Source organism: Planobacterium oryzisoli (assembly GCF_015354315.1).
Taxonomy (GTDB): Bacteria; Bacteroidota; Bacteroidia; order Flavobacteriales; family Weeksellaceae; genus Planobacterium_A; species Planobacterium_A oryzisoli.
In genome coordinates, this window is the sequence record NZ_JADKYY010000001.1 from 54,266 (window position 1) to 66,736 (window position 12,471).

The window sequence follows — 12,471 nt, forward strand, 5'->3', positions numbered from 1 at the left end:
GGTGTTATTTGTTTCTGTACGTTTTGTGCTCCTCCAGCAGGGTTCTTTCCTTAGAGTGGGTTTCAAAATAGGTCGGTAGATACACTTTCTGCCCAGAAATGCGGTGTAAGTATACCCCAAAGTGCAGATGCGGTCCACTGGAATATCCTGTATTTCCGCTTTTTGCCAGAAGGCCGCCTTTCTCAATATACTGTCCCTTTTCTACCACTGCGCTCTGAGGATAAAGGTGGGTGTACTGTGCAAAAGTACCGTCTTCGTGCAGGACGATTATTTCATTATTGTACTTAGCACACTCCGGCCTATAGCAGTGCGTGGTATGTTGGTCCTGGACAAAGACCACTCGGCCTTCTCTAGCAGCATGCACGGGGCTTTTTTCTGGCATCGCAAAATCCAGCGCATGGATTCCTTGGTGGGTACGCGTACCATTGTAGCCCTGTCCTACCGCATATGAAGCTCCCTGCTTAAAAGGTAGGGAATAGATATATAGGCTGTCGTAGTGCTTTATTCTGGTGTCCCCGTAATTGGAGAGTGTTTTATAATGGAAGTGGGTTTTTCCCTTATTGATGGGGTTAAATCGCGTGATTTCCTGGCGCTGCGTACGGGGAGATAATACCACGGTATCGCCTGATTTAAGCTTAGACTTCATGCCGATTAGTTGCAAAGTTAGCTGACTGGATATGGGGGTGTACTCCTCATTGTCGGCATAGAGTATAGCTTGGTACCCCTTAATTTCGTGGTAAAATCGTACCTGAAATTTTCCCTGTCCATAGAGTGGTAGTAGGGAACAAAGCGTAAAAAGTAGTAGGGCAGTGCGCAATACTGTCATTGCGGATTTTCCTTGGTGATAAGTCGCATAATCTCTAAGGCTACCTCCAAGGCCAGCATACCATCTTCTAAGGAGACCTCTACATGCTGGTTGTTTTCTATTGCTTGTGCGAAGGCGTTAAGTTCGTCCAAGATTGCATTGTTGGATTCGATCTGCGGATACTCAAAAACTATCTGATTCTTCTCCCCCTCAGCATTTTCTATGATCATATCGAATGGAGAACTCTGGGCACTTACCGGCTTCATACGAATCACTTCGGCTTTTTTTTCCAGAAAATCTACCGAAATATAGGCATCTTGCTGGAAAAAGCGGGATTTACGCATGGCTTTCATAGAAATACGTGAAGTGGTTAGGTTGGCCACACAACCGTTTTCAAATTCAATGCGGGCATTGGTGATGTCTGGTGTTTTGGAAACCACACAAACACCGCTGGCATGTATCTGCTTGATTTTTGACTTCACTAGGCTTAAAAGGATGTCCAGATCGTGGATCATCAGGTCCAGTACTACCGATACGTCCGTACCGCGGGGATTGAATTCTGCCAACCGGTGGATTTCAATGAACATGGGATTCTGTATGTAGGACCGGGTGGCAATGAATGCGGGATTGTAGCGCTCCACATGGCCTACCTGGGCTTTGATGCCGTATTTGTTACAAAGAAATACAATGTCCTTAGCCTGCTCGAGCGTTTGGGTTACCGGCTTTTCCAAAAAGAAGTGTTTGCCCGCTGCGATTGCTTTCAGTGCATAGTCGTAATGGTAAAGAGTTGGGGTGACAATGTCCAGCATGTCGATTTGCTCGAGAAGGGAATCGAAATCTTCAAAATAACGGTATCCCAGCTCTTTTTCAATGGCCTTTCCCACGTGTGGATCGGCATCGTGGAATCCAACAAGCGAGTATTTCTCACTTTGCTCCAGTAGTTTCAAATGAATTTTCCCCAGGTGTCCAGCACCCACAAGACCCGCTCGTAACATGGTATAGATAATTTGTGTAAATATAGTAATTAGCTCAGGAATTTACCGTATCGGCCTGCCCTTGCAGTCGCTTTTTTCTCGGTTTAACTCTGGTAGGAATGACTCTAAATCTTTACTTTTGTTAGATGCAGGATTCATTTTTACATAAGGGACACCGGAAGAAGCTCGTGGAGTACCTCAGGGACCACTGCAGCATTACTAGCCCGCTGGTTCTGCGTGCCATGGAGCAGGTGCCTAGACATCTGTTTCTAGAAAGCATTTTTCATGAATACGCCTATCAGGACCGAGCCTTTCCCATCGCTTCGAACCAAACGATTTCCCATCCCTCCACCGTGGCGGAGCAAAGCCAGTTGCTTGAGGCTAGAGAAGGAGACAAGGTACTGGAAATTGGGACCGGTAGTGGGTACCAAACGGCGGTCTTGGTAGCGATGGGTCTGCAGGTATATTCCGTGGAGCGTCAAAAGGAGCTGTTTGATTTTTCCCACAAAACCTTAAAGGAGATAGGACTACGGCCTAAGTTTCAAAGTTTTGGCGATGGCTTTCAGGGCCTGCCCACGTTTGCTCCTTTTGACAGTGTTTTAGTGACCTGTGGTGCGCAGCAGCTTCCAAGCGAGCTGTTAAAACAGCTGAAAGTAGGCGGGAGGATGGTGATTCCCCTAGGTCCTTTGCAGGAACAGATACTGTATCGATTCACCAAAATTGCACCAACGGAATTTGAAAAAGAGTCTTTCGGGCGGTACCGGTTTGTACCGATGCTGGGATCGACTAACTAATATGTACTATGGAAGAAACGAATTTCAAAAAGTTAATACAACAGGGGATTCCTGAGAACTTACCCGAACCAAGGCCACTGGACCCTTCCGTGAACAGGGCGCCCCACAGAAAGCAAATTCTCACTGCACAGGAAGAAAAACTCGCCCTGGAAAATGCACTGCGCTATTTCCCGGCAAAATGGCACGAAGAATTAATAGGAGAGTTCTTGACCGAATTACGTACCTACGGTAGGATCTATATGTATCGCTTTCGTCCTACCTATCCCATCTATGCGCGCAGTATTTCCGAGTATCCCGGTAAATCGCTCCAGGCGCAGGCTATAATGTTGATGATTCATAATAATCTTGATCCCCAGGTAGCACAACACCCCGAGGAACTGATCACCTATGGAGGGAATGGTGCGGTCTTTAGTAATTGGGCCCAGTATCTTCTTACGATGAAGTACTTGTCGGAAATGGAACCCACCCAAACCTTGGTGATGTATTCGGGACATCCTATGGGACTTTTTCCGTCCCACCCCGATGCCCCCCGCGTAGTAGTGACTAACGGGATGGTAATCCCTAATTATTCGCAGGCAGACGACTACGAGCGGTTTAATGCCCTTGGGGTAAGTCAATACGGGCAGATGACAGCAGGTAGCTATATGTATATCGGTCCCCAAGGTATTGTGCACGGAACCACCATCACGGTGCTCAATGCGTTTCGCAAGATAGGCCTTAAACCACAGGGAAATGTATTTGTTACCTCGGGGTTAGGGGGAATGTCAGGAGCCCAGCCTAAAGCGGGTACTATCGCAGGCTGTATCACGGTTTGCGCGGAGGTGAATCCAAAAATAACCCAAATCCGACACGCCCAGGGCTGGATTGACGAGATATTCTCCGACCTACAAGAACTCACTAAGCGCGTGCAAAAGGCACAGCATAATGGAGAGGCCGTTTCTCTTGCCTACTTAGGAAATGTAGTAGAGGTGTGGGAATATTTTAAAGAGGTGGGAATTTTCATCGCGGTCGGCTCGGATCAGACCTCCCTCCATAATCCGTGGGCCGGTGGGTACTATCCGGTCTCCTTGAGTTTTGAGGAGTCCAACCGTATGATGGCCCAGGATCCCAGCGCCTTTAAAGCCCATGTACAAGAGAGCCTAAGAAGACACGCACGAGCCATCGCCTCCCATACCAGCGAAGGAACATATTTCTTTGATTACGGAAACGCCTTCCTGCTAGAAGCGGGAAGGGCAGGGGCCGACGTAATGGCCTCCGAGCCTACCCTTGGAAGGGAATATAAGTACCCTAGCTATGTGCAGGACATCATGGGTCCCATGTGTTTTGATTATGGGTTCGGACCTTTCCGTTGGGTATGCGCAAGTGGTAGTGAAAAGGATCTGGACAAAACCGATGCCTTGGCCCTTGAGGTGCTGGAGCAATTAGCTAGGCAGGCTCCGAGTGAGATTGCCCAACAAATGGCCGATAATATTCAGTGGATTCAAGGAGCGAAAGCCAACCGATTGGTGGTGGGCTCCAAGGCGCGAATACTTTATGCCGATGCCCAAGGTAGGATTCAGATTGCTCAGGCATTCAATGAGGCAATTGCGCGTGGGGAGATTGGTCCGGTAGTACTGGGCCGCGACCACCACGATGTCTCGGGAACAGATTCTCCCTACAGGGAAACTTCCAATATCTACGACGGATCACGTTTTACCGCAGATATGGCCATACAGAATGTCATTGGAGACAGTTTCCGTGGAGCTACCTGGGTTTCCATACACAATGGAGGTGGTGTAGGTTGGGGAGAAGTAATCAACGGAGGGTTTGGCATGCTGCTGGATGGAAGTAAAGAATCGCAGCGCCGTTTGGAATCCATGCTTTTTTGGGACGTTAACAACGGTATAGCCCGGCGTAGCTGGGCGCGTAATGAGGGAGCTATGGATGCCATTAAGCGAGCCATGGAGAGAGAGCCTCAGCTACGCGTGACACTGCCTAATCGGGTAGATCCCGGCTTACTTAGCTCCCTATAAACCCTAACAAACTACAATTACGGAAACTGCAGATGCCATCAGGCGCCGTCGGGCCGTGCGCAAATTTGATACTTCCCAACCTTTGGATTCCGATAGGGTGCGCAACTGTCTTCAGCTGGCGCATACCTACGGTGTGGAACTTTTGGCACAAAAGAGGACCTTAAATGATTTCTACGGAATAATGGCATATACACTAGGGTATTCGGAGTTTACCAATGCTCAAGGTACCTACGAACCATCAAGTTGGGACAGTAGGCACATACTTTCCCTCACGGCAGGAAAATACCTTAAAAGAGACTGGAACTTGGCTGCAAGGTTCCGGTTGCAAAGTGCCTTGCCTGAGACCCCTTACGACCTTTCACAAAGTGCACGGGTGGTGGTATGGAACGTAGCCAATGCGCCGGTGAAGGACTTTACTCTGCTCAATTCTCAGCGGGGAAATCTGGTGCACCAACTGGATCTGCGCGCAGAGAAGAAATGGACGTTTCCCTCCTGGCAATTTACCTTCTATCTTGATGTGGTCAATGCCTATGGTTCCGATAATCCCAGCAGACTGCCGGTACTTGCCCTATCACGTGATGCGCAGGGTAATGGCATCATAACCAACCCCGATGCCCAAAGGGAGCAGCAAATATACCAGCTGGAGACTGCGCAGAACGACCGCTCCACGCCGCTGCCTTACTTTGGATTTATCTTTGAGTTTTAGGTCTGGAGATTCTCTTAAGGATCCTATCTACGGCAGCATCACGCGATGTGCCAGGCAGAAGGGAATCTGTAGGTAGGTTAAGGTCGGGATCTACACCGTGGCCTTTTCTATGCTCTTTTCCGTGGGTGTAGCTCGTTACCTTCATAAGTCCAATAGGGAGAAGCAGCCTACTGTGGGGTAGTTGCTTCACGGCGTATTGTCCGGCCACCGCCCAGTTTGCAGCACCTCCTGTTTCTTCGCCTAAGATCTCTGCCCTCCCTGCGCTCTGGAGTTTGCTGGCCAGGGTAGAGGCTGCGGAGAAACTGCTGCCATTGACCAGAACATAGAGAGATTTCGTATAGGCTGTCTTTTTTGGTTTTTTGGGGTAGGTCCAGTAGGTACTTGAGAATACATACCGGTCTTGGTGTTTTCGTACCAGTAGATAGGAGCCCAGACGGTAGGGAATGTAGAAAGTCCACATAACTGGTCTTAATACTTTAGGGAATAGTCTCTGGTAACTGCTGTGAAGAAGTGAACTACGGCTATTTAATTCTATGGGTTCAATGAGTTTAAAGCGCTGCTCCAGACTTACGTAGGAGTAGAGATCATGAATTTCTGCCAGAGACCCCCCTAAGTTATTACGAAGGTCCAGAATAAGGTGCTCCGTACGGTTGTCTTTGAGCTCCTGAAAACTGGACTTATAAAAACTACGTGCGCCCCTATAGGAAAAACTACGTATTTTAAGGAGTGCTACCTTGCGGTCGGCATCGAGGTATTCCAACGTGCGGTTGTAGGATTTTGTAAGGGGATTATAGTCCCGGGTCTTTTCCGCTGCTTTTTTCTTTTTCTCCTGCTGATCCTCCTTTAGATCCTGTGGAGTCTTGGGAGCACGTACCAGAGTGAGTTGCTGCAGGGAATCATTCCTTTTAAGGGTAAGTTGCAGTGAATCGTTCAAAGAGTGCTCGGCCGTATAATATACGGGCCAGCGCCGGGCCAGCGCGTAGGGCAAAAATGTGGTGTTGTAGCCGTCACGGCTTACCAGTCTGCTGTAGGACTGCAGTAGTTCACTGGCGGATTTTCCTTCTATCTGAGTGAGTTCGGACTGGTTGTAGTGGGCCAAGGAGGGATCCTTTACGGCTTTGATGTAGATGCGCCCGTCTTTAACCTGGTAGGAGAACTCGGAAAGCAATCCTTTTTTGTTTTTTAACGCCTTGGACTCTTTAATAGTAGAACGCCTTTGCGCAGGTTGTAGCTGCAGATGGCCCTGACGTACTTCGGTAATAAGTGGAGCCAGCCTAAAATAGAACTCGCGTGGAGTGAGTGGCCTGTTCAAGGTCTCTATTAGGGAATCCTTCTTAAAGTAGAACGTTTCTTTGGGTGTATATCCGTAGAGTTCTGGATGTAATTTTTCAAGCTGCTCCAGGGCATACTCCACGTCTTGGTGCAGTTGGAAGGGTTCCAGAGGCGTGTCCAACCTGCTGTTGTGCTTCTGCACACTGGTGCAGGAAAGCATGGCGGTGAGAAGAACTAATGAAAGCCGTTTTTTCAAGGAGAGTGTTTTAGTCAAAAATAAACATTTGTTCCTATTGGAACGATACGATAAAAAAAAACTCCGCCGTAGCGGAGTTGAAAATTTAAAGCAGAGAGATGATTTGGTTCAGCGTGGTGCTTGGGCGCATGGCCTTATCGGTCAGAGCGAAGGTAGGGTAGTAGTACCCCTCTATATGCTGGGGGCTTCCCTGCGCAGCGATCAGTTCGTCGCTTATGGTCTTTTCCTCTTTTTGAAGCTGCTCTGCTACGGGAGCAAAAGTTGCAGCCAGATCCTTGTCTTCACTCTGGGAAGCCAGTGCCTGCGCCCAGTAGAGGGCAAGGTAAAAGTGTGAACCCCGATTGTCTATACCACCCAACTTACGTGCAGGCGATTTGTCCTTGGCAAGGAATTGGGCATTGGCCTGATCAAGTGCCTTGGCTAGTACTGCTGCTTTGGTATTGTTTTGTGTTTGGGACAGATGCTCCAGGCTGGCCTGCAGGGCTAAGAACTCCCCTAAGGAATCCCACCGCAGGTACCCTTCTTTAAGAAACTGCTCCACGTGCTTAGGTGCAGATCCACCGGCACCGGTCTCAAAAAGTCCTCCGCCGTTCATAAGAGGCACTATGGAGAGCATTTTTGCCGAGGTTCCCAGTTCTAAGATCGGGAACATGTCGGTTAGGTAATCCCTAAGTACATTTCCAGAGACAGATATGGTGTCTTTTCCTTCCCTAGCACGCTCCAGAGTGAATCTCATAGCGTCCTTGATATCCATTATACGGATGTCCAGGCCAGTAAGATCGTGGTCCTTCAGGTAGGTCTCTACTTTAGTAATCATTTGTCTGTCGTGCGCGCGGCCCTTATCGAGCCAGAATACCGCTGGGGTATTGGACAGCCTTGCACGGTTGACGGCCAGTTTTACCCAGTCCTGAATAGGAAGGTCTTTTACCTGGCACATACGGAAGATATCCCCTGGGGCTACCTCCTGCTGCAATAGTACCTCTCCCTGCTCGCTTTCCACCGTTACGGTTCCCTCTGCCCTCATTTGGAAGGTTTTGTCGTGTGATCCGTATTCCTGCGCTTTCTGCGCCATCAGACCCACGTTAGGAACCGATCCAAAAGTGGTAGGGTCAATGGCTCCGTGTTGTTTCATGTCCTGGATGATAGCCTGAAAAAAGCCCGCATAGGTGCGGTCTGGAATCATACACACGGTGTCTTCTTCCTTTCCGTCCTTATTCCACATTTTACCTCCTGCCCTAACCAGTGCAGCCATGGACGCATCTACTATTACATCCGAAGATACATGGAAATTTGTGATGCCCTGATCGGAGTTCACCATAGCGATGCGCGGTCCCTGCGTAATAGCCTCGGTAATGGCGCTTTGGATCTGCTCCTGTTTCTCTTCTCCTTGTATTTTCTCGTAAAGAGTGGCTAGTCCGTAGTTGGGATTAATATCTAGAGACTCAAAAGTATCCTGGTATTTAGAAAAAACGTCTTTGAAATAGGTCTCTACAATAGCTCCGAAAATGATAGGGTCGGACACCTTCATCATAGTGGCTTTAAGGTGCGCTGAGAGAAGTACATTCTGTTCTTTTGCTCGTGCTATGGCCCTTTGCACATAGGCCTTAAGGGCCTTTATTCGCATCACGGCAGTATCGATAATCTCGCCCTTTTGTAAAGGAGCGAGTTCTTTAAGCACCGTACGCTCCCCCTCTAGACTCGTAAATACAATCCGGTAGGATGTGGCCTGGGTCAGGGTGGTGGAGTTTTCCGTACCAAAGAAATCTCCCTCTTCCATAGCGACTACTTCCGTTTTGCTTTCAGCACTCCAGGATCCCATACGGTGCGGGTTGGCTTTTGCGTACTCTTTTACGGATTTTGGAGCACGTCGGTCGCTGTTGCCCTCTCTTAGGACTGGATTTACGGCAGAGCCCAGCACTTTGGCATATCGCGCCTTAATGGCCTCTTCCTCCGGAGTCTTAGGTTCTGAGGGATAGTCCGGAAGAGCGAATCCTTTGGATTTAAGTTCTGCGATGGCTTCTTCGAGTTGGGGCACGGAAGCGGAAATATTGGGTAATTTGATGATATTGGCCTCAGGGGTGGTGGCCAGTGCGCCTAAAGCGGCCAAATAATCCGGGATTTGTTGCTCCTGGGTGAGATAATCCGGAAAAGTGGAGAGTATACGTCCTGCGAGTGAGATATCCGGTACTTCTATGGTGATTTCTGCGGTTTTGGTAAACGCTTTGACAATAGGAAGAAGGGAATGCGTCGCCAGCATAGGCGCCTCGTCGGTAAGGGTGTAGTAAATTTTGGCCTGTGACATTATTTGGTAAATTTTTATAAAATTAAAACCACAAATTTAATGTTTTTTTAGCCATTATACGGTATTGTACGAAAGGTATTAGCCAGGAAGAAAAACCTTTTTTAAGATATATTTAACCTTTACAAGCAAGTTTCTAAGGGGTAAATTGGTTATTTTTGGTACAAACAATAATAAAAATAGAATTATGGCAAATATTACTTTAAAGGGCCAGCCGGTGCATACCGTGGGCGAATTACCTTTAGTGGGAACCACCGTACGGGATTTTGAGTTGGTGAACGAAAATTTAGAGGTGAAAAGACTCTCGGACTATAAAGGTAAAAAAGTGATTTACAATATTTTCCCGAGTATTGATACCGGTATCTGCGCAGCCTCGGCCCGTGCATTCAACGAGAAGGCGGGAGCGCTGGAAAATACCGTGGTGGTGAATGTCTCCAAGGACCTTCCTTTTGCCTTGGGTAGATTCTGCGCCGCGGAAGGCCTTGACCATGTGGAGACACTGTCGGATTTCAGGTCCAATTTCGCCGACGATTATGGAGTGCGTATTACCGACGGTCCTATGGAAGGACTTTTAAGCAGAGCGGTAGTCGTTACCGATGAAAACGCGCAGGTAATTTATACCGAACAAGTAGGTGAGATTGCCCAAGAGCCCAATTACCAGGCAGCACTCGATGCTGCAACTTCTGCGTCTTAAATTATAATTGTTATCTATCAGCAGACGCTCTTGCAGGAGCTGCTCGCAAACGTGCACTGTGTAAGGCTCCTTGCGATCAGCCCTGTTTTTTTTTTAATATAAAATGCACAACTATGTCCCCATTATTTGAGAAAGCCTCCCTTTTTACCTTTTCCCAACAGATAGAATACAGCAAAGGCGGAGTAGTCAGTAAACAGGTCCTAAAGAACCAAGGAGGAAACATTACCTTGTTCGCTTTTGATATGGGTGAAGGCTTAAGTGAGCATACCACTCCTTTTGATGCCCTTCTCCAGGTACTTGAAGGAGAGGCGGAAATCTCCATCCAAGAGCGTAGCTTTACCGTAGAGCAAGGCCAGAGTATCATTCTCCCGGCCTCGGTACCCCACGCCGTGCATGCCACGCGCCCCATGAAAATGCTTCTTACCATGGTTAGGCCCTAAAGCATTTGTTTTTTGCTATATTTAACGAAGCTAATGCCCTAGGTATGGAAAAAATTAAAAAGGAAATAGTGCTTTTAAAAGGCAAAAAGCAGGTCTGGGACCTTCTGGTTGAACCCACACATGTGAAAGCATGGTTTGCTCTTCAAAACGACTGGCACGGCCAGCAGGCTGTGAACTCATTACGTGAGGGAGGAGAATTTTTATACCAAATGGCTTCCAAGAATGCAAAAGAGCTGTATGAGCTGAAAGGTACCATTTCCAGGGTAGACCCCGGGAATGTATTGCAGGTGGACTTACGTGAGGGCCGCACGCTTAGCTTCGCGCTCCATGCAATCGATCCAACCACTACAAGGGTGGAGTTTGCTATAGACCCAGAAACGAAAAATACTGTGGAATCCCAGAAACGACTCTGGGACGAACTCTCCAGCCAGTTCGAATCGTATGTCGAGCGGCATTGATGCCTGTTATTTTTGCGACGAATCTTCGTACTGTCTTAGGGTAAAGTAGAGTAACTTCCGAACAATCTCGCCCATCGTCGTGCACTGTAGAAACTTGGGTTCTTTAAGCTCCCTAGCCAGTTCCTGGGAAAGTTGCTGAATTTTCTCATCCGTGGAGAGCTTCTCTTTAGAGAGGGCTGCAAAAAGCTCTTCCATTCGGTCTCGTGCCACAATCATACGTTTGCTCATCAGAGAACGTTCCTCATGTTGGTACTGCTTTATGGAGGAGGGATCAATATAATCCATTACAAACTGTACGTACTTCGAATTTTCCTTGAAGAATTGCGGCTTGTAGAGATTCACGCGCGGCTCGTAGGATTGCTGGTCAAAATCAATACTACGGATACGGTACTTGATCTCATCAAAGTCGGGAGTGAGTACGATGACAAAATTATAGGAGCGCTGGTCACCCAAGAGGCGTAAGAAACACCGTTCATTGAATTTTACAAACTCTTTGGCAATCCTTTTTGGATTTTGGTTCTCGTCCATCCACTTGTCCAAAAACACATCGCCAGGGATTCCCGAGACATGTTCCTCGATGAGGGTATCGGAATCGACCAGAAAATCAATTCGGTTGGGAGAGAGCAGATATTCCAGTTCCAAACCAAAAACCCGTGATGCATCGGCTTTCTTTACATAGAAATAGTCGTGGATGTCGTTGTGGAGGTTACGGATTTTGATGCGGAAGGGATTGGAATTACCAAAAGTGCAGTAATCAATACTGTCTACGATAAGGTGCGAGCGCGCCTCTTTGTTGCCGTCCGAGCGCAGGCGCTGGTAAATATCCAGAAGGCCCGAATGTATTTCCTCCATTTCCCTGTAATCGTAGAATACCCCCTCCCAAAGCGTGTCCTTACCTTCCCGGTCCAGGATGGGGAAGTGGTCGCTGTAGCGCATCAAATCCTGGTAGGTGATAGGAAGGCGCATCGTGCGGTCGTATTTTTTAAGGTACGCACTAAGAGAACTGGAAACCGGGAAGTGCCGCTTTTTTTTGCTTATATTCATCAGTGAATCTACAGATCCCCGCTGGGGGTAGTGGCACTAAATTAGTTAAAAGAATTTACAATGCGTATTTTTACGCTTTAGTTATACACGTTGAAGAACTATTATTATTTTCTTGGCCTAGAGCCCACTGCCACAAAGGAGCAGATAAAGGCTGCCTACCGAAAGCTCTCCCATAAGTACCATCCGGACCGTAACCCGGATGATCCGTTTTTTCAAAAACGGTTCATGCAGCTGCGCGAAGCGTATGAGACGCTCACCGAGCCTGCCCAGAAGGCACTGTACGACCAGCAACTCGAAGCCTTGAGCTACCACCAGAGAAGTATGCTGCCACCGGTCATCAAGTCTTTTTCGGTAAGCAAACGCCGTGTGGCCTCCGGCGAGAAGGTCATTGTCACGTGGAATACCTTGAACGGGGATGTAGTAAAGTTGCTGCCCTATGGGCTGGTACGCGGCTACGGGGAAAAGACTATCGTAGTGGATTCGTTTGAAAACGGGGAATTTCAGTTACTGCTTCATGTGCACAATACGCTGCTTAAAAAAACTGTGGTGCAGTCTCTGGTGCTTCAGCAGGTAGTTGAAAATTTGCAACCTAACTCAGATGCCGAACCCATACTCCGTGGCAGGGAGAAAGTGCCTGAAAGTAAAAAGCCCGGCTATCTTTTGTGGATTCTACTGGCGGTTGCAGTAGTGGTATTTTACTATCTTTTATTTGGTTGA

General features: G+C 48.0%; 12 protein-coding genes. 7 read left to right on the forward strand and 5 right to left on the reverse strand.

What is annotated here, in order from left to right; all coding sequences use genetic code 11:
* Positions 1 to 4 precede the first annotated feature (4 nt).
* Positions 5 to 826 carry a M23 family metallopeptidase gene (locus IC612_RS00230; protein ID WP_194738160.1) on the reverse strand — a complete coding sequence of 274 codons (822 nt, stop codon included), beginning with the start codon at positions 824 to 826 and terminating at the stop codon, positions 5 to 7.
* Positions 823 to 1,800, reverse strand: coding sequence for a Gfo/Idh/MocA family protein (locus IC612_RS00235; protein ID WP_194738161.1), 978 nt, complete (start codon positions 1,798 to 1,800; stop codon positions 823 to 825). Before IC612_RS00235 ends, IC612_RS00230 begins: the two co-directional genes overlap by 4 nt.
* Before the next feature lie 125 nt (positions 1,801 to 1,925).
* Here IC612_RS00235 and IC612_RS00240 point away from each other — a divergent pair, with 125 nt between their 5' ends.
* The 3 genes from IC612_RS00240 to IC612_RS00250 are packed head-to-tail and all read left to right on the forward strand — an operon-like array spanning position 1,926 to position 5,291.
* Positions 1,926 to 2,573 carry a protein-L-isoaspartate(D-aspartate) O-methyltransferase gene (locus IC612_RS00240; RefSeq protein WP_194738162.1) on the forward strand — a complete coding sequence of 216 codons (648 nt, stop codon included), beginning with the start codon at positions 1,926 to 1,928 and terminating at the stop codon, positions 2,571 to 2,573.
* Between the two features lie 8 nt (positions 2,574 to 2,581).
* A complete protein-coding gene (locus tag IC612_RS00245; RefSeq protein WP_194738163.1) occupies positions 2,582 to 4,585 on the forward strand; it encodes a urocanate hydratase in 2,004 nt (667 codons plus the stop codon).
* Between the two features lie 55 nt (positions 4,586 to 4,640).
* Positions 4,641 to 5,291, forward strand: coding sequence for a hypothetical protein (locus IC612_RS00250; protein WP_194738164.1), 651 nt, complete (start codon positions 4,641 to 4,643; stop codon positions 5,289 to 5,291).
* Here IC612_RS00250 and IC612_RS00255 read toward each other — a convergent pair.
* A complete protein-coding gene (locus tag IC612_RS00255) occupies positions 5,275 to 6,819 on the reverse strand; it encodes a S41 family peptidase (RefSeq protein WP_194738165.1) in 1,545 nt (514 codons plus the stop codon). The two genes, IC612_RS00250 and IC612_RS00255, sit on opposite strands and share 17 nt — an antisense overlap.
* 85 nt (positions 6,820 to 6,904) lie before the next feature.
* The gene (locus tag IC612_RS00260; protein ID WP_194738166.1) at positions 6,905 to 9,121 is read right to left on the reverse strand and encodes an NADP-dependent isocitrate dehydrogenase; all 2,217 of its coding nucleotides are present in this window, start codon (positions 9,119 to 9,121) and stop codon (positions 6,905 to 6,907) included.
* Between the two features lie 184 nt (positions 9,122 to 9,305).
* Here IC612_RS00260 and tpx point away from each other — a divergent pair, with 184 nt between their 5' ends.
* The 3 genes from tpx to IC612_RS00275 all read left to right on the forward strand — a co-directional run bounded on the left by tpx (position 9,306) and on the right by IC612_RS00275 (position 10,710).
* Positions 9,306 to 9,812, forward strand: a complete 507-nt coding sequence (tpx, locus tag IC612_RS00265; protein ID WP_194738167.1) for a thiol peroxidase — start codon at positions 9,306 to 9,308, stop codon at positions 9,810 to 9,812.
* A gap of 113 nt (positions 9,813 to 9,925) precedes the next feature.
* On the forward strand, positions 9,926 to 10,252 hold the full coding sequence (locus IC612_RS00270; protein ID WP_194738168.1) for a cupin domain-containing protein: 327 nt from the start codon (positions 9,926 to 9,928) through the stop codon (positions 10,250 to 10,252).
* A gap of 44 nt (positions 10,253 to 10,296) precedes the next feature.
* Entirely contained in the window at positions 10,297 to 10,710 is a 414-nt protein-coding gene (locus tag IC612_RS00275; RefSeq protein ID WP_194738169.1) for an SRPBCC domain-containing protein, read from the forward strand.
* 6 nt (positions 10,711 to 10,716) lie between these two features.
* On the opposite strand, the gene IC612_RS00280 is transcribed toward IC612_RS00275, so the two are convergent.
* Complete coding sequence (locus tag IC612_RS00280) at positions 10,717 to 11,754, reverse strand: hypothetical protein (RefSeq protein ID WP_228512810.1); 1,038 nt, start codon at positions 11,752 to 11,754, stop codon at positions 10,717 to 10,719.
* A 90-nt stretch (positions 11,755 to 11,844) separates the two neighbouring features.
* Between IC612_RS00280 and IC612_RS00285 the strand changes: the two genes are divergently transcribed.
* Positions 11,845 to 12,471, forward strand: a complete 627-nt coding sequence (locus IC612_RS00285) for a J domain-containing protein (protein WP_194738170.1) — start codon at positions 11,845 to 11,847, stop codon at positions 12,469 to 12,471.